The following is a 19,435-nucleotide window of genomic DNA, read 5'->3' on the forward strand; positions in this document are numbered from 1 at the left end:
GTTGTTGTTTCAGTGGCTTTTTATGTTAAAATTTAAAAAGATCCATATGAGGGGGAAGTTTAAGAGGCTTGTTTATTGATTTGGAAGCGTGGAGTGGAGCTTCCTAAAAGTAGCGAATCATTAAAGTAATAGAAGGAAGTTGGACGTTTCTACAATAATTCGTCATTATCCACATAATTTCTACAAACTATTTTTGTATGATAGATGAGTGTTAAACTTAATACTAGGCAAATGCTCGTTGCCTTTATTTATATTGGGAGAGTATGTTTAAACCATCACTATAAAAAAGCTGTTATCTGATACGATAACAGCTTTTTTATTATTTATTTTAAATGTTCGATAACGTCTAATAATGAGTCTACGATTTTTAGTGTTTTAGCGGCGAACTCTTCTTCTGGATATTTCATATCTGGTACACAGATGACATCGATGTTTCCAGCATGAGCAGCTGTAATTCCAGCTTCACTATCTTCTAACACTAAGGCTTCTTTTGGTGTAATACCTAATTTTTCACAAGCAGTTAAGAAGATTTCTGGATTTGGCTTTCCATTTTTGACTTCATCGCCACAGATTGTATCATCAAAATAATGACGGATATTAGCTGCTTGTAAGATCATATCAGCACGCGCGCGAGAACTACTTGTGGCAACAATTGTTTTATATCCATTTTCTTTTAAGAATGTTAGTAATTCAAGAATTCCTGTTTTAAGTGGCACACTTTGTTGTAGTCGATGATCTAAAGATACATGAACATCGTTCCAAACTTCAGTGATTGGGAAATCTTCTCCATAGTGATCGATAAATACTTGATAGACACTTTGTTTATTTTTGCCTAAACAACGACGATACATATTTTCATCAAAGTGATACTCTAATTGTTCTAGCTTACGACAGTATTCTTCGTAAGTCACTCGTTCACTATCAATCATTAATCCATCCATATCAAAAATAATAGCTTTTTTCATCTCTATCCCTCATCTTAATTCAAATTATGTCTGCATTATAACAACCTAAAGAATAGAAAGCAATCGTTTACTTTGAATTATAAAAATCAATATAAATAAAACCTAAAAAGAAAGTGCTAAATAAGTCTATTTTATCAGTTTTTTAATCATTAAATTACCTTCAGTATTAGAATGATCCGTTTAATTTTCTAATTTTGAAAATATTTGCTCCAAACCAGTAAGGGATGAATTGACCAGCTTCAAGTAGCTTTATCAGTTCATCTTCTTTAACCCATTTAGCATCGACTACTTCTTCCGGTTGGAGTGTGATATCTTTAAGATCAATCTCTTGTTCAATGAACCAATAATCATCAAATCCTTGGTCAAAGTTGATCGTAAAATGAGGACGTAAGCCATCAAGATTAATCTCAATTCCTAGTTCTTCTTTGACTTCGCGGATGGCTGCCATGCGACTATCCTCATCTTGTAGTGCTGAACCTGCTGCAGAAATATCCCATATTCCCGGCCAACCAATTTTATCAGGATGACGTCTTTGAATTAAGAGTTCATTTTTACTGTTAAAAATGCAGACATGGATAACGAGATGATAATCACCTGATTGCATCTCATCACCTCGACGGTAAATTCGCCCTGTTTTATTTCTGTTTTCATCATAAATGTCCCAGTATTTAATCATCGTTTAATCCCTCACTTTATTTCAAATATTACATTTCTTTTTCAATTTTATAGTGTACATATTTTAATACGATTAAGTTTACAAATAGAATTGCTATTGTGTTTATTTCGTCATTTATTTCTATTTTTTCAATATGGTGCTCTTCATTATTTATTAATCTTGATAGAATTGCACTCCTTTTTAACAGGTCAATCAAAAATCTAAAGTTAACTTTACTATTTGTAGTATGTCATTTATTAATTATTGTTTTTATCGTATAGTAGATTTGTCTTTCTTCGTTACTTATGTTGACCTTGTCAAGTTAAGTGTGTAAACTAATTTTTAAAAATTATAGATAGGGTGTTAAACGATCTGGGTATAAGATTAATAATTGATTTAATATTTGACTCCAATTTGAAAGTTGACGTCGCCACTTCTTAGTAACTTCCATGGTTTGAAGATAGATTAATTTCATCACCGATGTTTCATTTGGAAAAGCTCCTTTTCCTTTTAGAACTTTTCTTAATTGGCTATTGTAGCTTTCAATGGCGTTTGTCGTATAAATCATTTTTCGAATTTCTTTAGGAAAATTAAAGAGTTGATAAACTTCTTCGATGTTATTTTCCCACACTCTAACGGCTAAAGGTACCAGGGGACTCCATTTATTTTTAAAGGTCTCAAAGGCTTGTTCTGCTACTGATCGATTAATCGCTTGATAGATTTGTTTTAAATCATAACAGAATGATTTTCTATCTTGATAAGAAACAAATTTCGTTGATTGTCGGATTAAATGAACTAAACAACGTTGAACGAGGGCATGAGGAAAAACAGCTTGAATGGCCTGTTTAAAGCCACTTAAACCATCCACACAGGCAATACAAATATCTTGCACTCCACGAGCCTTTAATTCATCTAATAAACTCATCCAATAAGAGGCACTTTCTGCTTCTCCGATAGAGAGGCTTAAAACATCTTTGCGACCATCTAAAGACACACCTATGATACAGTAAACTGCTTTGTTTGAGGCACTCATTCCATCACGCACTTTGACATGAAGCGCATCTAAATAAATGATAGGATAAACAGGCTCTAAAGGCCGTTGTTGCCAATCTTGAATCAGTGGAATCACTTTATCAGTTACAGCAGAGATCGTTTCATGTGACGTTTCAAAGCCATAAATCTCTGCTAATGTTTTAGAAATATCACGCGTTGATAAACCTTTAGCATAAAGCGATAGAATCTTTTCTTCAATTCCGATGACATTGGTTTGACGTTTAGGCACGATTTGAGGTTCAAATGATCCTTCTCTATCTCTAGGAGTCTGAATCGTTGTTTCACCAAGACGCGTTTGAATGGTTTTAGATTGACGTCCATTTCGTGCATTTGAAGTTGATTTATTACGAAAATCATATCGGCTATATCCTAGATGTTGATCTAATTCAGCTTCTAATGCTTGTTCAATAAAGCCTCCAAACATGTCTAATAAAACAGCTTCAATATCACTAGCAGATTTAATGTTGTATTCATCTTGGAGGAGATTAAATAATTGGTTCATCGTAGCTTTTCTTGTCATAAATAATAAACTCCTTTGAAATAGTTAACTTATTATGGTAACTGTTCTAAGAGTTTACACACTTTATCTTACACCCTCACTATGTTTGGAATATTTTTCTTAAAATGTGAAGAAGGTCTCATTTTTATGATACAATATTTTACGTCCTTGTTTAGGAAAACAAATGAAAGTTTATATTTATAGCATTACGCTTAAAGTTTTAAATAATTATCAACTGATGCGTATATAAAAAGGAGGGGCTTTTCTTCTATGGAACAACAATTTATGAATGAGTTATATAAGCAAATTGCGAAACAATTAAATATTACAACGAACCAAATTAATGCAGTACTTAAATTATTAGAAGAGGGATCGACGGTTCCATTCATTGCTCGTTATCGTAAAGAGGTAACAGGGGCCCTTGATGAAGAACAAATCCGTGAAATTTCTAAAACGTATGAGTACGGGGTAAACTTACAACAACGTAAAGATGATGTCATTCGTTTAATTGATGAAAAAGGGATGTTAACACCTGAATTAAAGAAACAAATTTTAAAAGCAGAGAAGTTAACAGAAATTGAGGATCTATACCGTCCGTTTAAAGAGAAGAAAAAAACGCGTGCAACGATGGCGAAAGCAAAAGGGTTAGAGCCATTAGCACACTATTTATTAACATATCCAGCAAGCGGTGTTGAAGCTGAGGCTGAAAAATATATCAATGAAGAAATTAAAAGCGTTGATGAGGCTTTACAAGGGGCACGTGATATTATTGCTGAAATTATTGCCGATAACGCTGATTATCGTAAATGGATTCGTGAGTATATGACGAAAAAAGGTGAGATTCAATCGAAAGTACGTGATGAATCATTAGATGAGCGTAAAGTTTATGAACAATATTATGATTACAGTGAACCCATCTCACGTATTGTTCCTCACCGTATTTTAGCGATGAACCGTGGAGAATCAGAGAAAATTTTACGTATCTCTATTTTAGATGATGCAGAAGGGGTACATCGTTACTTAGTAAAAGAAGTGATTCCTGTTCGCGAAGTGACAGAATCAACAAAACAAGTGAAATTAGCGATTGAAGATGCTTATAAGCGTTTAATTAAACCATCGATTGAACGTGAAATTCGTGCCAATTTAAAAGAAGTGGCTGAAAACCAAGCGATTCATATCTTCTCAGAAAACGTGCGCCAATTATTATTACAACCACCAATGAAAGGAAAAGTGGTTTTAGGAGTGGACCCTGCATTCCGTACCGGATGTAAATTAGCTGTTGTTGATGAAACAGGAAAAGTTTTAGATATTGATGTGATTTATCCACATGAAAAATCTAAAGGTTCAACGGCTGATCCAAAGTTAGTGGCGGCAGCTCGTGCGAAGGTCATTGATAAAATTAATAAGTATCAAGTTGAGATTGTTTCTATCGGAAATGGAACAGCTTCACGCGAGACAGAAAGCTTTATCGTTGATGTTTTGAAAGAAATTAAACATCCAATTTATTATATTATTACAAATGAAGCGGGGGCATCGGTTTATTCTGCTTCAGAATTGGCACGAAAAGAGTTTCCTGATTTACAGGTCGAAGAACGTTCAGCGGTATCGATCGCACGTCGTTTACAAGATCCATTAGCCGAACTTGTTAAGATTGATCCAAAATCAATTGGGGTTGGACAGTATCAGCATGATGTGACGCAATCAAAATTAAATGATTCGTTAAACTTCGTCGTTGAAACAACGGTTAACCAGGTAGGGGTTAATGTTAATACGGCATCACCTGCGTTATTAAAATATGTAGCGGGACTTTCAGCAACTATCGCGAATAATATTGTTAAACACCGTGATGAGGTTGGGAAGTTTACAAAGCGTGAAGAATTAAAGAAAGTAGCTCGTTTAGGGGCGAAAACGTATGAGCAAGCGATTGGATTCTTACGTATCATTGATGGAGTGAATCCACTTGATAAAACAGGAATTCACCCTGAAAGTTATAAAGTAGCAGAACAAGTGCTTGAAACGTTAGGATTTACGAAAGATGATTTAGGAACTCCTGCATTAAAGTCTGCGGTTGAGAAAGCAGATCGTCAGGATTTAGTTCAAACATTAGGAGTAGGGGAGCATACATTAAATGATATTTTAGATGCATTCGTCGCACCAAACCGTGATCCTCGTGATGATATTGAAGCACCACTTTTACGCTCTGATGTTTTAAAATTAGAAGATTTAAAACCAGGAATGGAATTACAAGGAACAGTGCGTAACGTCGTAGACTTTGGAGTCTTTGTTGACTGTGGAGTAAAAGAAGATGGACTCGTTCACTTATCAAAAATGCGCAAGCAATTCGTTAAACATCCAATGGATGTTGTTTCAGTTGGAGATATCGTTAAAGTGTGGGTAGACTCAGTCGATTTACAACGTAAACGATTAGCTCTGACTATGATTGCTCCAGAAGCACAATAATATTTTTAGATAAACAAAGAGGGACTATGTCTAACTAGACGTAATCCCTCTTTGTTTATTTACTGCACCTTGGCTTTAGATTAATTCGAATTATTTTTGATATAAATTTTTAAACATTTAATCAATAGAATGAGTGCATAAATAACTAAGAAGTAACTAATCAAGTTTAATAGATTAGGTAATCTAAATAAGATGGAAGAAAAGAAACTCATCATAAAGTTTGTTTCTCCTACTATTTCCATGTTATTCTGCTCCTTTCTTTAGGCATAGTATATCACACAAATGGAAAAAAATGTTACAATATCGATGTAACGGTAAGGTGATTTTTAATCATGAGAGGAGAGTTTGATGAGTTATTTTAACTTCATTGCTTCAGATTATGAAATGCCAGGTGTGGATAATACAGATAAGCATCGAATGACGGTTAAAAAAGCAGTTGATAGAGGGCTGATGACGAATGAATATGATTTACCTTTAGATTCAGAAGTTTTAATCTATGAAACAGAGGAAGAGTTTGATGAGCTCATGATCCATTCAAGTGATTTTATTAATGATAAAGTAGTTCGCACTCATACGAAAAAATCTTATCTGAATGATGTTCATTTAGGGTCATGTGAGTGTCACTATGAGGCCTTACTTTGTTATCTTTATGAAAATATGAAGCCTGGAACAACAGTGGAGCTTTGGAAGATTTGGGTGAGCGAACTTGAAAAGCCGATTGTAAAAACTATCAATTTACAAAATCTTACGATTCAACATCTGGATATCATGCTAAAACATCAAAATAAAACGAATGCCTTATTTATCAAGAACTAAAAACAGATAATAGTTATTATCGAGTATAAGTACAATAGATGAAAGTTTTTTATCTTTATTATAGCTCTCATAATTTTGACCAAAGAATCGAGCGTTCTTTTTTTATTCACCGATTGTAATATTAAGTGCGAACATGATGGGAGTAGTTTATTACACTAATGCTATGAAATGTTTGGATGTTAAAAAGGTGTTATTCCTATTTATATATAGGGAATTGTGGATAATATTGAAATACCGATGAATAATTTGGTATATATATTTACTAAAGTTGAAATAAATAATACAATAGGTCTATAAAAAGAACCCGAAAGGATGTTACGATCATGTCAAAAGTATTAGCAAAAGTTAAAGATTATGCTATCACTGAAGAAATGTTAAATGAAACAGTTGAAGCATTACGTACTCAACAAAATATTAATATTACATCAGAAGAACAAAAACAAGATTTATTAGACGAATTAATTGCACGTCAATTAGTTGTTGAAGATGCAATTGAGTCAGGATTAACACAAACAGAAGAATTCCAAAAATTATATCGTGAATTTGTTTTCCAACACAGCATTGGACAACTGTTTAAAACAATCAATGTAACAGATGAAGAATGTGAAGCATACTACAACGAAAATAAAGAACAATTCAAAGAAGAAATGATTCGTGCGGCTCATATCTTAGTTGAAGAAGAGGAGCAAGCTAATGAATTATTAGCAGCAATCGAAGGTGGAGCAGACTTCCATGAATTAGCAAGCGCAAACTCTAAATGTCCATCTGGATCACGTGGTGGAGATTTAGGAGATTTCGGTCGTGGACAAATGGTTCCTGAATTCGAGCAAGCAGCATTCGCTTTAAATATCGGAGAAATCTCAGGAGTGGTTAAAACACAATTCGGTTACCACTTAATCAAATTATTAGATAAAAAAGATGTTGTTCCATTCACTGATGTAAAAGGTCAAATTCAACAATACTTAACATCTAAAAAACAAAACGAAATGTACTCTAACTTCACTCAAGGATTAAAATCTAAATATACAGTAGAAAAAGCTTAAAAAAGTATTTACTTTGTTTTTCAAACTATTTATAATAATACTATAGTTAGATGAAGGAGGAAGTTAAAATGGTATTTGATCGCGTTAAAGAAATTATTGTAGATGAATTAAGTGTGGATGAGGCAGCAGTATCAATTGAATCAACGTTAGAAGATTTAGGAGCTGACTCATTAGACGCTGTAGAATTAATCATGGCATTAGAAGAAGAATACGATTTAGAAATCGCTGAAGAAGATGCAAAATCAATGAAAAGCGTAAAAAATATCGTTGAATATATCGAAAGCCATCAATAATTTGAGCTTAACTAGGAGAGTGATTAAACCCATTCTCCTAGTTTTTTAAACAAAATAAAAAAACGGTCATAATTCATTTAATTTCGCTCAATCTAAATTTATAGATGATATAATGTAAGCGGTTGTGTTTTACTTGGAAATATAAAAAAATATGAGCGATTTCGCTTGAGTTTAAATTAGGAGGTGCAAGGGTGGAACGTTCAAGAAAAGTAGTTAATGATCTATTAACAGATGTTTTTAACCAAATTTTAATTTTAGAAGAACGTAACTTAACTGAGCACGATGCGGTCGATGTGACAATGACAGAGATTCATGTTATTGAAGCGATTCGTAAGTGTGAACCAGCCACAATGGGGACAGTTTCTAAACGTTTAATGATTACGATGGGAACTTTGACAACTTCAGTTAACCGTTTAGTTGAAAAAGGTTATGTCACACGTAAGCGTGATGTCAATGATCGTCGTGTTGTTTTACTAGATTTAACTGAAAAAGGGCAAAAGGTTTTTGAAATTCATGAAGAATTCCATGAGGAATTAGTCAACGCGGCGTTAAAAGATTTAGAATTCCGTGAAGATTTAGTTCAAGCCTTAGAGAGTATTTATCGTTTCTTTAAAAAATTACAAGAAAAGCATCAATAACGCTTTTATTGGCGAATTAAGTAAGATAATTACAAAAAATTCATAAGGAATCAATTTCAATTATATGGTTTAATAGTCATATAAGAGGAGTTGATTTTTTTTATGTTTAAATCAGTTATATCAAAAACGCTAGTCATTGCCAGTTTATTAGTGGGGGGCTTCTTATTGAAAGTAAGTGCCGCCCCAATAGCAGAGGACGTTAATTTATATAATCATTATAATTTATTTTATGGTCTCAATCATGAGGATCTATTATTTATGCTTCATCATGGGTATGGATTTAAGACTAATCACGTGTTAACCGCTTCAGATGTTGACTTAAATCTTGTCAGTGATTATGCGCTACTTGTTAATTTAACGACCAATGAGGTTATCTATGAGAAAAATGCTTACCAAAGAACTTACCCAGCTTCATTGACGAAGATGATGACCGTATTAGTGGGTATCGAACATAGACTAGATGGACCGATTACTATTGATATCGATTATAATACGCTTGCAGAAGAGGGAGCCGCGATTGCAGGATTCGTAAATGGAGAAAGCGTCTCGTATGACGATTTATTATATGGAACGATGCTACCTTCTGGAGCAGACGCGGCACTTATGATTGCAAAGTAGTCGCTGGTTCAGAGGAAGGATTCGTCGCGCTGATGAACGAGAAAGCTCAAGAATTGGGAATGGAAGATACTCATTTCACAAATGTCGTAGGCCTTCATGACGATAATCATTACTCAACACCATTGGACTTAGCTATTTTAGAGAAAGTCGCTTTAAAGAATGATGAGTTTAGAGAAATTTTTTCTGCTAAATCCTATACAACTACAAGTTCGAGCCGATTAACTTTTACGAGTCGTATGTTTGATCGTATGGGGGATCCAGTTTTTGATGGAGGAGAAGTCTTAGGTGGAAAAACAGGTTATACGGAAGAAGCTGGGCTATGTTTAGCTAGCTATGCTACGGATGGCAAGAACGAATATGCATTAGTGACAACACATGCTAATGGGAGTCCGTATACACCACAATATCACGTGCTGGATGCGTTAGAAGGTTATGATTATTTTTTGAATTAGAGAATCAATTGATTAAATAGCCCCTATATACCCGTAACCTTAGTCGTGAGTAGTTCAAAAGTCAGAACTTTATCCACAAGCAGAAGATTGTATCAAAGAAATTACAAATGATTTAAAGAGCATAAGTGATATAATCCCCTTGTTATATCACTTATGCTCTTTTTAAAGTGGTAATGTTGTTCATAATGTAACAAAATTAAGAATAATTATTGAGAAAAATTGTAAGACTAAGGGTAGATTAAAGAGGGAATGATATTATGAATTTAAAAAAGAAGGTAGCTCATCAACCATTTTCATGTGAATTAGAAGGAGCAACAACAGCAGTGATTTTTATTCATGGGATTTTAGAAGGACCGTATCAATTTCATGGATTAGCTGAAAAGATTTTAGATCAAGGAATGTCATCTTTCGGAATTTTACTCCCTGGACATGGTGGCAGTGCACGAGAATTTGCTAAAAGTCATCGTAAGCAGTGGATAAAGTACGTTAACTGCCAGATTGAAGAGATTTCAAAGAAATATCCACAGATTATTCTTGTGGGACATTCAATGGGGACGTTATTATCATTATTAGTATGTGAAAAGCATGAGGCTGTCGTTGGGGTTGTCTGTTTGGCAACTCCGTTATCGGTTAAGGTTAGCTTAAAAGGATTTGTTTGTTCACTTAAGGTATTAACAGGACATTATAGTCAAGATGATGAATATGTATTAGCCAGTTATCGGGCTTGGAGTATTTCAAAAGGAACGTGGGGGGATTATCTTAAATGGATTCCAAGATATTTAGATTTATTCCACTTAATATATGAGACGAAAAAACAATTACCTATGATTAAAAAGCCGTTATTATTCATTCACTGTCAATGTGATGAATTTGTTAGAAATAGAACAACGAAAATTTTGAAAAAGAAATTAACGGGCGATAATTATGAATTGATTGAACTTTGTAAATCAGGACATTTCTATTATAGAGGAGATGAAAGTCAAACATTAGAACAAGCCATTCTTAAGTTTGTAACACAGTTTAAAGTTGATAACTAAATACAAAAGGCGTCGTTTTTAAAAACGACGCCTTTTGTATGTGATTATTTAATGCCTACAACGCTGAATAAACTATAGGGATGCTTTTTATTTTCAACTGGTTTATAACTTGAATAGAATTTACGTCCACTAACTTCTTTTAGTCCTGCTTCTGTTAAGGCACTAACCATTTCATTAATCGTAAATCCATGGTGTCCCTCAAAGTTTTCATGCTCACGATGAAATTCCCCGTTATCAGGAAGTAAATCGACAATAATCAGCTTTCCATTTGTTTTTAAATAGCTAACTAATTTCTTAATGACCGATTGAAAATCTTTGATATGATGCATCACCATGGAACTATAGATGATATCAAATTTTCGATCAAAGTCTGATTCTAAGATATCCCCTGTATAAGTTTGTATATTAGTTATATTTTGGTCGACTAGTTTTTGTTCAAGCTCTTTAATCATTTTGCTAGAGCTATCCACCATTAACCCTTCTGAAATTTTCTTTTTTAGATTTAAGGAGATTAGACCTGTTCCACATCCGAATTCCATCACTTCAAGCGGTCCATGACCGATATAACTTTCAATTTCAATACTCACTGCTTGAGCACGCTTGATGCGGATATCGGTATCCAAAGTTGATGCTAGTTGATTGAAATCCAAATTCACCACTCCCTTTTGAAACAATTTAAGCATTTAGCGATAATAGTATTATTTTATCATATTTCAAGCTATTTGACATGTTTTCTAATAGAATACCACTCTACATTAATTGACATATATTTACACTATCTGTAAAACATAAAAGATACAAATGAGAAGTTGTATGAGTGATTGCTCTATATTAGGATATCAGTTAGTTAATTTTTGATAAATGTTTACTTAATTTAGATGAACGATTCAGGAATAAACCAATGATTTATTAGCGATAGGGTGTCTATACTCACGATCATCTATTGAATAAAACTATCACAAAAATTAAGCATTATTAAAGTAAGTGATTAATAATATGTTGTATAAGAAGTAGAAATCTTTATTAAAGTTGTTTAATAAGCTTAAACCTGGTGTAGCCAATGTACGCTATTCATCTGTTTCTGTATAGACGATATTAGTAAAAAGATGGTAAACTTAACATCAGAACAAGTTGGATTAAAGGTTAGGTGAGGAGTAGCAATCATCTTTCCACTTGTGTGATGTATCGGAATTTTATTGTTAAAAAAGGGAGACGTTGAAAAATGTTAAAGAGGAAGACAATCAAACAAATAGTTGTAGAAGGGGTAGGTGCCATTTGGTTCTTTCTAGCGCTCGTATCAACGATTGTTTTGATCGTATTAAATTGTACTCCAATTTATCAATATGTGATTGATAAGTATCAATTATCGCTAATCACAGGTCTATCAGCAGAAAAGTTAATGTTAAACTATAAAAGTATTATTTCTTACTTACAAAGGCCAAGCGGAGGTTATTTAGAATTACCAGATTTCGTAATGAGTGAAGCGGGAATGATTCATTTCGCAGATGTTAAAAATATTTTTCTAGCTTTATATATCATTGTATTATTATTTATTGTTGCCCTGGGAATCTTTATTGTTATGAAGCATCAGCATAAAGATAAATGTATTTTATCAATTTTCAATCAAGGAGCTAATCTAGTCTTCATTGTTTTTGGAGTATTAATTTGTTTAATTACGTTTAATTTCTCTAATACATTTACAATGTTCCATAAGATTTTTTTTAGAAATGATTACTGGGTATTTGATTATCGAACAGATCCTGTTATCCTAGCATTACCAGAACAATTGTTTATGCTGTTAAGTATCATTATTATTGTCTTTTTATTTGTAGTCTGTGGATTAATTAAATATACTTATTATAAAACGAAAAAGTCTAACAACTAGTTAGACTTTTTTTATCAATTCATCAAATTTATATATTAGATGGCAAACACCTACATACACTATAATAACAATAAATGTGAGGTGTTAGTAATGATATTTCGAGGGCGGCAGTTGTTTAGATTAAAGGTTGGATTAGTGCTAGCAGGTGGAGGGGCTAAAGGAGCTTATCAAGCGGGGGTAATTCGTGCATTATGGGATTTAGACTTAATTGATAATATTGATGTCGTATCAGGCGTGTCTATTGGAACATTAAATGCTCTTTGTTTATGCATGAAAAATCGCGATTTGATTGATCAAAGTTGGAAGTCGCTCTCTTATTCAAAAATTGTAACCAAAGGGGATGGACTTAAAATTAGTGATATTGGTGATTTGATTAAAAAAATTACAATTCATAAGGGAGAGCCAATAGTTGATAGTATTGATTTAGGTGCATTAGGCCTTATCTCTCAAAAAGGAATTAGGGATTATATTAAGGAATTTGTTGATGTGGGTATCTTACATCAAACAAATATCGATGTATATAGCTGTGCTTATAATGTGACAGATGGGCATCCAGAATATTTCCGATTAAATGATTATTCTGAAGAGGAGATTATTGATATTACGCTCGGTTCATGTGCAGTTCCGTATATTTTCCCACCTGTTTCCTTCAAGGGGAAGCAATATGCTGATGGGGGAATTAATAATCCACTTTATGCTTCTGCAAATGCTGATAATGTTCCTATTTCTCCATTAATCAATCATGATTTAGATTTGATTATCGTTGTTCACTTAACCTATACTGATCAAGTTGATAAGCGTTTATATCAACAGTTTAATATTATAGAAATCTATCCATCATCATCACTTGAGTTAATTAATGGATCGGGAACATTGAATTTTAATCAAGCCTCTATCACTGAAAAGATTCAAACAGGGTACCGAGATGCTTTAGTTTCTTTAACACCTATGTTAATTGCTAATTTAAAAGGGAAAAGTATGAGTCCTTATATTCGCCATCATATGAAATGGAATGATCAGTTTTTAAAAAAATATCGAAAGTAAAAGGACAGGCTCACTTTGAATCTGTCCTTTTAGTATTATTTAGTTTCTAATTGTTTAAAGATTTCGGCATATTTTATATTTGGTGGGAATTTCTTTGCAACAGCGTATCCATCAATGATTAGTTTAGCATTATACATATAATTTGAGATATCCTCAATATCATTTGAATCAACGTTATTCGTTAACCATACATAAGCTAATGTTCGTCCATATTGATCATGAAGTTCTTCATCATATTCTAAATATAATGTTTGATTTTTTTTAAGTTGTTCTTTTGTATACTCACTCGCAAGTTGACCTTCAGCAGTATTTTTATTTTCATCTGGATGAACACTCTCAGGCGTATCTATACCAATCATTCTTACACGAAGATCAGAGCCTGCTTGATTAGTGACGATAATTGTATCACCATCAACAACGCGTTTTAATGTAACAGTTTCTAATTGAATATTACTATTATTAAATAGTTGCTCGATTTTATCGATCCCAGGTTCACCGAATACTATTGTTAAAATAATTAAACCGATAATAACGAGAGCTTTAGCAGACGTTGGTAGCTGTTTAATCCATTTATTTAAGTGTCTATGTTTCATAAAATCTACTTCCTCTCCTTAATGTACTAATGTTTATCAATTCATTTTAACAAAGAGTTAGTGATTTTAAAAGCGAGGGTAATATAAAAAAAGATAGAACACGTTCATATTCATCTACATAGTATAGATAGGATATAACTTCATTATAGGAGGGCTCAATGATGAGTGTTTTAGTTAGCTTATTAGTTAGCTTATTTATGCTTTTAATCTTTATTGTTAAATTATCATTCTTTGTTGTAGTGATTGGGCTTCAATATGGGGTTCCAGCGTACATCATTTATAAGTTAGTTCGATTCGTTACAAGGCCTTTTAGATATTCTGCCTTGTAGGTTATCAGTTTATAAATTAAAGCGATAGTCATGAGGCTATCGCTTTTTATGAAAGTAAAAATCCAATTTATTATCAAAAAAGCGAGGAACTATGTTTTGTAAAAACCCAATAGTTTCTCATAATGGTTGAGCTTTTGATTAAACTCTATCCTTTTAAATTTTTATTTATTTGTTTTCCTTCATTAATAAAGTATTAAATAGATATGTTTTTAATAGCTCACCATCAAGGTCGATACAAGTAGTAGAGTTGGGTGTCTCTGATTCTTGGTCTAAGAAAATTTGTCCGTAGTTCTCTTCTTTTTTTGTTTCCACAGTTGCGTGAGCTTCAATACAGTTGGTCATGACCTCTGGCCAAATCGCACAAATCATTGCGGTTGGATCTGCCAATTCAAATCCATTTAGACCAAGTCCTTTACAGAAGTCATGAAGTGATTTTGTACAGCGAACAGCGAATTTCGCAATTGGAGAATCACTATTATCTAAATAGGCTAAATCATCATCGGTAATGAAGGCTCTTTTTTCAATAACATCCCAACCAACAAATAGTTTTGGAACATCTAGTCCTAATACGATTGAAAGTGCCTCTGCATCGACATAGACATTGAATTCAGCAGTTTCAGTTGTATTACCAGGTCCTAGTCCTGTTCCTGCCATTAACGTAATCGATTTTAATTTATTCATTGTTTCTGGTGCCTTTAAGGCGGCCATTGCAATATTTGTTAATGGGCCAAGCGTAATTAATTCAATTTCATATGGATGTTCTTCAATTAAACGAATTAAGGCATCCATAGCATGTTCAGATTCGATTGGAATATTTGATTTCGGTAAAAACGTATTTCCAAGACCATCTTCACCGTGAACATCAGCTGCTGTGAATAAATTACGGAATAATGGTTTGCTCATCCCACCATAAACAGCAGGTTGATAAGTATCAGCCACCTTAATTGCTGTTAGAGCGTTTTGAATTGATTGTTCTAAGCCAACGTTTCCAGCAACAACTGTTAACGCTAAAACTTCAATACTTGGTTCACGAAGTGCAGTAATAATTGCAATCACATCATCTGATGCGGTATCTGTATCAATAATAAACTTTCTCATATAATCTCCTCCAAATAACTTCTAGCGCTAGTTTATCATAAATTCGACAAAATTAGCTAAGAAGTAATCCATTTTTTACAGCATAAAAACTTTATGGCTTTTATAGGAGGCTTATATTTAGGATGTTTTAAGATTTTAGCTTGGAAAATAGTTATAAATATGATGGATTTGTTTGTAAAGATTATAAAATTTATTTAATTATATCTTCATTTTAATCATAAGATTGAAGGGGGGAGGGGATTAGGGTGAAAAAAATCCTTTGTTTACTTGTTTTAGTGCTAGGGGTAGTTGGGTGTTCTAATTCAGTATTGAGTGATGATTACGATGAATCCACTTTGAAATCATCAGCACAGAAGGTTCTAGAACAGTTAAATGCAGGCGAGTATCAAGCAATCACAGATTCGGTAAGTTTAGATTTACAAGATGATTTAAGTGCAGATGTTATTAAACAGGCATGGATACCGTTATATGAAAAGTTAGGAACTTTTGATGCTATTTCTAATTATATTATCGCTGGAAAAGAGGAGTATGCTGTAGTTGTTGTATTAGCCAAATATGAAAAGGGGACATTACAACTTACGTTAAGTTATAATCCACAGATGGAATTAGTCGGACTCTATATGAAATAATGAATAAAAATTAGCTTGAGACTTGATTATCTGAAATTAATTTTTTATGATAGATGTATATTATCGAAATTTGACTGATAGAGGGAAAAGGGAAGCGTATGTTTATTTTAAAATCAATTATTTTATTTAGTTTTATTTTTTTTATGGTTCAAAATGTTCAATCGATTATTAAGCGTAAGCGATTTGTTTCCTATTCAAAATATGTAGGACATGTTAAGCAAGCTGTGAACGAAATTAATGTTGATATGGTTCAAGAAGTAACTCAAATGTACGATGAAGCTGGTAAGATGGTTGATGCAAGTGTCTTAATTAATAATTTAAGAATCTTAACAGGGGTTCTTTTTGTTTTTCATCCTGTTGTTGGAGCATTTGTTTATCATAAACCATTGTTAACTTTAGTAGCCTTTGGATTATCGATGGCCTATTTAGTTGGGAATTACTGCTTAGAACAAATTTTAGCGGGTAGTGAGAAAAAAGGATATTTTATGGTTGATTATATTGTGGATCATATGATTCCATTTTTAAATCTGGGGATTGTTATCTTAATGTCAATTTACTTATAAATAAAAGGACTGAATAATCAGTCCTTTTATTTTACCCAAACTACTAAATCATTTAGCGATTGACGTGTTTTGGGTGTAGGTTCGTTGATGCGATAACCGAAGGCTATCATTAATGTTAGATAAAACTCGTCTTTATTTAATAAGTTATGCTTAATTAATATCTCTTCAACGGCTTTTTGATCGTAACCCCCCATTGCACAAGAATCAATTTGTTGCATAGCTGATACTGTCATCATATTGGCTGCGGCTATATATGTTTGTAAACATGAATAATTTAAGAGGGCTTTCTCATTATTTTGAAATCGTGTATCTTCAATCATTTTAACAACCCCTTTGAAGTTTTCAACAGCTTCCTGAGGCATTTGTTTAACTTCTGTTAATAAATGATGGATGTATGAAGAATCATGTTTTAATTCTTTAGGCATACGACTTAATAAAATTACTAAATGCGAACATGAAGGGATTTGTTTTTTTCCACCCCATGAAACAGTAGCTAACTCTTCTCGCAACGATTCATTTTGAATGACAAGAAACTTCCATGGTTCAATTCCCATTGAACTTGGTGATAATTGACCACCTTTTAAGATAATTTCAAAATCTGAGTCTGAAATCTTTTTCGACGAGTCAAATTCTTTGCAGGCATGACGGAAATTTAAGATTTCTAAGATTTGTTCATGAGTCATAAATAACCTCCTATATAGTTACAGTTTATAACGAAAGATATTTAATCATTTAAATGATTAAGAGTCTTCACCAGAAATGGTGCTTGACTAAATAAATGCTTATATTTACCTATAAAAACAACATCTAAAATCTTGTACTTTAGTAAGTGCGACCAAACCAAAGTTAGGAGATTTTAGATGCACTTACATCATATCAATGATTTAATTCAATTACAAGATGTTACAGTCAGTAACTATCATATTTCTGAAGATAATGTTTTAGTTTTAAGCCTGTGTCCAACAAAGAGTAAACAACCTTGTCCTTGTTGCCATACTCAAGCATTTGTTATTTGTAAAGGTAGCTGTCAAAAACTACGTCAAGTTAGACATTTACGTTGTTTCAATCGTGAAACCATTTTATTGATTCCGATGAAGCGTCTTTTCTGTAAACAGTGTGAAGTTTCTTTTACCTATCAATATGCATTTTTGACAGGGAAAACTCGCTATACAAACGATTATAAACGTGAACTTTCTAAACCGTTAGTCGGTACCACTGTTAAACAATTAACAGATACGTTTAAGGTCCCTTACTCAACTGGTGAACGCTTCATTAAGCAACATCTTGCTCATTTAATTCCGTCTATTCAAAGAAAAGTGATCGCTGCTGCTCAAGGATCAACTCGGCTCATATTAGGCATTGATGATTTTGCGATTCGAAAAGGTCATACTTATAATACAGGATTTCATGACCTAAGAAATGGTAACCTGTTAACATTAGTCATGGGAAGAACTTATCAAACGTTAATTCAAAATCAAGGCTTAATGAAGCAACTCAAAGAGTTGAAACCCTACGCTGTTGTGATGGATTTAGCACGTTCTTATCACAAGTTTGTTGCTGAAGTTTTTCCTGATGCTATCCGAATTGCTGACCGATTTCATGTGAATCGTTATCTAACAGATGCCTTACAGGCTGTGAGAAGACGGATTAGTTTATCGCTAACACCGGAAAGTCGTAAATATTTGAAACGAAATAAAAACCTTATCGGTAAACGATATGATTCTTTGAGCGAGAAAGAAGAACGAAAATTAGGAAAACTTCTAAGCTATTCAAAAGAACTGACGGAAGTGTATGCCATTAAAGAATCACTGATTAATTGGTATGAATTAAGTGATGAAACAAATTCTTATAGACGTTTAATTCAATGGATTGCTCGAGCTAAAGCCCTAAATATTCCTGAATTAACTGAAGCACTTAAACCTTTTGAAAATTGGACAGAAGAAATTTCTAATTACCATAAGTGTCGTTACACAAATGGTTCAGTAGAAGGACGAAATAATAAAATTAAAACATTAATTCGAAGAAGTTATTTTCTTCCGAATCGAACGATCTATGAGAATAGAATCTTGTTGGAATGTAATGAACGATTTTTTATAGATGAATTAAGTGTCAAGAACCAATTTTGGTGTTGAGCCATGATTAAAGTAATAATTTTTTAGAAATGAGTTAGAGTATTGTCGGGTTCCTATATCTTATCACTATTAGTTTTGTTTCCTTCTACATACTTATATTGTGTGAATAGTAAGTTATTTTATCTAATTTTCATGATAAAAATTTGCATGATACATCTATATGTTGAAACTAAAAAACCAAGAAGAAAAACTCTTCTTGGCTTGAAAGATAAAGGAAATTCCCAAAAGTAAAAATTTTAAAAAGGAGATTTTATATTAAAAAATAGTGATATGTACAAAGAGTACAATACATTATATGCAATCTTTTTAGATTGTAGACTAAAAATTAGAACCTAATATAGTTAGGATCTTAATCACTATAGCCTTCTTTATTTAATGAATGGATTAACTTTATATCCTTAGGTGAATTTTTAAAGTCAAAGAGCTCGAGCTTTCCTTTAATATAGGTTTTTATTATTCCTTTTAAATGAATATTTCCTATTTATTATAATAGTTTCTATGTCAATTACAATTATTTTATCTGTTCTAAATAAATGAAAATTATACAATAAAAGTCCACAAGTGAAGGACTCGCGGACTTTTGAGGATTTAGGAAGTAGAAAGAAGGCTATAGAATTACTTAGCATATTAAAA

At 32.8% G+C, this 19,435-nt stretch carries 22 protein-coding genes; 14 read left to right on the forward strand and 8 right to left on the reverse strand.

Translation table 11 applies throughout. The features are described from left to right. Window positions 1-323 precede the first annotated feature (323 nt). The 3 genes from AT726_RS07010 to AT726_RS07020 all read right to left on the reverse strand — a co-directional run bounded on the left by AT726_RS07010 (window position 324) and on the right by AT726_RS07020 (window position 3,193). A complete protein-coding gene (locus tag AT726_RS07010) occupies window positions 324-965 on the reverse strand; it encodes an HAD family hydrolase (RefSeq protein WP_068759282.1) in 642 nt (213 codons plus the stop codon). A 166-nt stretch (window positions 966-1,131) separates the two neighbouring features. Further along, window positions 1,132-1,641, reverse strand: coding sequence for an NUDIX hydrolase (locus tag AT726_RS07015; RefSeq protein ID WP_068759283.1), 510 nt, complete (start codon window positions 1,639-1,641; stop codon window positions 1,132-1,134). A gap of 328 nt (window positions 1,642-1,969) precedes the next feature. Then, the gene (locus AT726_RS07020; protein WP_201023043.1) at window positions 1,970-3,193 is read right to left on the reverse strand and encodes an IS256 family transposase; all 1,224 of its coding nucleotides are present in this window, start codon (window positions 3,191-3,193) and stop codon (window positions 1,970-1,972) included. 249 nt (window positions 3,194-3,442) lie between these two features. Here AT726_RS07020 and AT726_RS07025 point away from each other — a divergent pair, with 249 nt between their 5' ends. After that, on the forward strand, window positions 3,443-5,632 hold the full coding sequence (locus AT726_RS07025; RefSeq protein ID WP_068759284.1) for a Tex family protein: 2,190 nt from the start codon (window positions 3,443-3,445) through the stop codon (window positions 5,630-5,632). An 80-nt stretch (window positions 5,633-5,712) separates the two neighbouring features. Here the strand turns inward: AT726_RS07025 and AT726_RS12830 are convergent, their stop codons facing one another. Then, window positions 5,713-5,874: a hypothetical protein gene (locus AT726_RS12830; RefSeq protein WP_156344107.1), complete on the reverse strand. Its 162-nt coding sequence runs from the start codon at window positions 5,872-5,874 to the stop codon at window positions 5,713-5,715. A 106-nt stretch (window positions 5,875-5,980) separates the two neighbouring features. Here AT726_RS12830 and AT726_RS07030 point away from each other — a divergent pair, with 106 nt between their 5' ends. From AT726_RS07030 to AT726_RS07055, 7 genes are all read left to right on the forward strand, one after another. Further along, complete coding sequence (locus AT726_RS07030; protein WP_068759285.1) at window positions 5,981-6,448, forward strand: hypothetical protein; 468 nt, start codon at window positions 5,981-5,983, stop codon at window positions 6,446-6,448. A 323-nt stretch (window positions 6,449-6,771) separates the two neighbouring features. Next, window positions 6,772-7,491, forward strand: a complete 720-nt coding sequence (locus AT726_RS13505) for a peptidylprolyl isomerase (RefSeq protein ID WP_068759286.1) — start codon at window positions 6,772-6,774, stop codon at window positions 7,489-7,491. Between the two features lie 68 nt (window positions 7,492-7,559). Beyond that, window positions 7,560-7,784: an acyl carrier protein gene (acpP, locus tag AT726_RS07040; RefSeq protein ID WP_055244236.1), complete on the forward strand. Its 225-nt coding sequence runs from the start codon at window positions 7,560-7,562 to the stop codon at window positions 7,782-7,784. A 191-nt stretch (window positions 7,785-7,975) separates the two neighbouring features. Then, complete coding sequence (locus tag AT726_RS07045) at window positions 7,976-8,422, forward strand: MarR family winged helix-turn-helix transcriptional regulator (protein ID WP_055244234.1); 447 nt, start codon at window positions 7,976-7,978, stop codon at window positions 8,420-8,422. Between the two features lie 102 nt (window positions 8,423-8,524). Continuing rightward, window positions 8,525-9,040: a hypothetical protein gene (locus AT726_RS13375; protein WP_250636721.1), complete on the forward strand. Its 516-nt coding sequence runs from the start codon at window positions 8,525-8,527 to the stop codon at window positions 9,038-9,040. 32 nt (window positions 9,041-9,072) lie between these two features. Further along, window positions 9,073-9,492 (forward strand): D-alanyl-D-alanine carboxypeptidase family protein, encoded by a 420-nt coding sequence (locus tag AT726_RS13380; protein ID WP_250636722.1) that lies wholly within the window; start codon window positions 9,073-9,075, stop codon window positions 9,490-9,492. Window positions 9,493-9,749: 257 nt separating this feature from the next. Then, window positions 9,750-10,529, forward strand: a complete 780-nt coding sequence (locus AT726_RS07055; RefSeq protein ID WP_055244226.1) for an alpha/beta hydrolase — start codon at window positions 9,750-9,752, stop codon at window positions 10,527-10,529. Window positions 10,530-10,573: 44 nt separating this feature from the next. Here the strand turns inward: AT726_RS07055 and AT726_RS07060 are convergent, their stop codons facing one another. Continuing rightward, the gene (locus AT726_RS07060; protein ID WP_055244223.1) at window positions 10,574-11,179 is read right to left on the reverse strand and encodes a class I SAM-dependent DNA methyltransferase; all 606 of its coding nucleotides are present in this window, start codon (window positions 11,177-11,179) and stop codon (window positions 10,574-10,576) included. Between the two features lie 572 nt (window positions 11,180-11,751). Between AT726_RS07060 and AT726_RS07065 the strand changes: the two genes are divergently transcribed. After that, entirely contained in the window at window positions 11,752-12,414 is a 663-nt protein-coding gene (locus tag AT726_RS07065; protein ID WP_068759287.1) for a TIGR01906 family membrane protein, read from the forward strand. A 111-nt stretch (window positions 12,415-12,525) separates the two neighbouring features. Further along, a complete protein-coding gene (locus AT726_RS07070) occupies window positions 12,526-13,458 on the forward strand; it encodes a patatin-like phospholipase family protein (RefSeq protein WP_237297015.1) in 933 nt (310 codons plus the stop codon). A gap of 35 nt (window positions 13,459-13,493) precedes the next feature. On the opposite strand, the gene AT726_RS07075 is transcribed toward AT726_RS07070, so the two are convergent. Continuing rightward, window positions 13,494-14,051, reverse strand: a complete 558-nt coding sequence (locus tag AT726_RS07075) for a thermonuclease family protein (RefSeq protein ID WP_068759288.1) — start codon at window positions 14,049-14,051, stop codon at window positions 13,494-13,496. Window positions 14,052-14,212: 161 nt separating this feature from the next. Here AT726_RS07075 and AT726_RS12835 point away from each other — a divergent pair, with 161 nt between their 5' ends. Further along, window positions 14,213-14,380 carry a hypothetical protein gene (locus tag AT726_RS12835; protein WP_156343946.1) on the forward strand — a complete coding sequence of 56 codons (168 nt, stop codon included), beginning with the start codon at window positions 14,213-14,215 and terminating at the stop codon, window positions 14,378-14,380. Between the two features lie 165 nt (window positions 14,381-14,545). Here the strand turns inward: AT726_RS12835 and AT726_RS07080 are convergent, their stop codons facing one another. Beyond that, window positions 14,546-15,478 (reverse strand): nucleoside hydrolase, encoded by a 933-nt coding sequence (locus AT726_RS07080; protein WP_068759289.1) that lies wholly within the window; start codon window positions 15,476-15,478, stop codon window positions 14,546-14,548. 245 nt (window positions 15,479-15,723) lie between these two features. Between AT726_RS07080 and AT726_RS07085 the strand changes: the two genes are divergently transcribed. After that, a complete protein-coding gene (locus AT726_RS07085; protein WP_055244212.1) occupies window positions 15,724-16,107 on the forward strand; it encodes a DUF3887 domain-containing protein in 384 nt (127 codons plus the stop codon). Between the two features lie 98 nt (window positions 16,108-16,205). Continuing rightward, window positions 16,206-16,670 (forward strand): hypothetical protein, encoded by a 465-nt coding sequence (locus AT726_RS07090; RefSeq protein WP_055275585.1) that lies wholly within the window; start codon window positions 16,206-16,208, stop codon window positions 16,668-16,670. Window positions 16,671-16,696: 26 nt separating this feature from the next. On the opposite strand, the gene AT726_RS07095 is transcribed toward AT726_RS07090, so the two are convergent. Further along, window positions 16,697-17,353 (reverse strand): NAD(P)H-dependent oxidoreductase, encoded by a 657-nt coding sequence (locus tag AT726_RS07095; RefSeq protein WP_055244209.1) that lies wholly within the window; start codon window positions 17,351-17,353, stop codon window positions 16,697-16,699. Window positions 17,354-17,530: 177 nt separating this feature from the next. On the opposite strand from AT726_RS07095, the gene AT726_RS07100 reads away from it, so the two are divergent. Next, complete coding sequence (locus tag AT726_RS07100; protein ID WP_068759290.1) at window positions 17,531-18,802, forward strand: ISL3 family transposase; 1,272 nt, start codon at window positions 17,531-17,533, stop codon at window positions 18,800-18,802. Window positions 18,803-19,435 lie beyond the last annotated feature (633 nt).

The sequence above is a fragment of the Turicibacter sp. H121 genome (assembly GCF_001543345.1).
Lineage (GTDB): Bacteria > Bacillota_I > Bacilli_A > MOL361 > Turicibacteraceae > Turicibacter > Turicibacter bilis.

Excerpts from the sequence above, each read along its gene's own strand:
- AT726_RS07010 (WP_068759282.1), bottom strand. The coding sequence starts at position 965 with ATGAAAAAAGCTATTATTTTTGATATGGATGGATTAATGATTGATAGT.
- AT726_RS07015 (WP_068759283.1), bottom strand. The coding sequence starts at position 1,641 with ATGATTAAATACTGGGACATTTATGATGAAAACAGAAATAAAACAGGG.
- AT726_RS07020 (WP_201023043.1), bottom strand. The coding sequence starts at position 3,193 with ATGACAAGAAAAGCTACGATGAACCAATTATTTAATCTCCTCCAAGAT.
- AT726_RS07025 (WP_068759284.1), top strand. The coding sequence starts at position 3,443 with ATGGAACAACAATTTATGAATGAGTTATATAAGCAAATTGCGAAACAA.
- AT726_RS12830 (WP_156344107.1), bottom strand. The coding sequence starts at position 5,874 with ATGGAAATAGTAGGAGAAACAAACTTTATGATGAGTTTCTTTTCTTCC.
- AT726_RS07030 (WP_068759285.1), top strand. The coding sequence starts at position 5,981 with ATGAGTTATTTTAACTTCATTGCTTCAGATTATGAAATGCCAGGTGTG.
- AT726_RS13505 (WP_068759286.1), top strand. The coding sequence starts at position 6,772 with ATGTCAAAAGTATTAGCAAAAGTTAAAGATTATGCTATCACTGAAGAA.
- acpP (WP_055244236.1), top strand. The coding sequence starts at position 7,560 with ATGGTATTTGATCGCGTTAAAGAAATTATTGTAGATGAATTAAGTGTG.
- AT726_RS13375 (WP_250636721.1), top strand. The coding sequence starts at position 8,525 with ATGTTTAAATCAGTTATATCAAAAACGCTAGTCATTGCCAGTTTATTA.
- AT726_RS13380 (WP_250636722.1), top strand. The coding sequence starts at position 9,073 with ATGAACGAGAAAGCTCAAGAATTGGGAATGGAAGATACTCATTTCACA.
- AT726_RS07055 (WP_055244226.1), top strand. The coding sequence starts at position 9,750 with ATGAATTTAAAAAAGAAGGTAGCTCATCAACCATTTTCATGTGAATTA.
- AT726_RS07065 (WP_068759287.1), top strand. The coding sequence starts at position 11,752 with ATGTTAAAGAGGAAGACAATCAAACAAATAGTTGTAGAAGGGGTAGGT.
- AT726_RS07075 (WP_068759288.1), bottom strand. The coding sequence starts at position 14,051 with ATGAAACATAGACACTTAAATAAATGGATTAAACAGCTACCAACGTCT.
- AT726_RS12835 (WP_156343946.1), top strand. The coding sequence starts at position 14,213 with ATGAGTGTTTTAGTTAGCTTATTAGTTAGCTTATTTATGCTTTTAATC.
- AT726_RS07080 (WP_068759289.1), bottom strand. The coding sequence starts at position 15,478 with ATGAGAAAGTTTATTATTGATACAGATACCGCATCAGATGATGTGATT.
- AT726_RS07090 (WP_055275585.1), top strand. The coding sequence starts at position 16,206 with ATGTTTATTTTAAAATCAATTATTTTATTTAGTTTTATTTTTTTTATG.
- AT726_RS07095 (WP_055244209.1), bottom strand. The coding sequence starts at position 17,353 with ATGACTCATGAACAAATCTTAGAAATCTTAAATTTCCGTCATGCCTGC.
- AT726_RS07100 (WP_068759290.1), top strand. The coding sequence starts at position 17,531 with ATGCACTTACATCATATCAATGATTTAATTCAATTACAAGATGTTACA.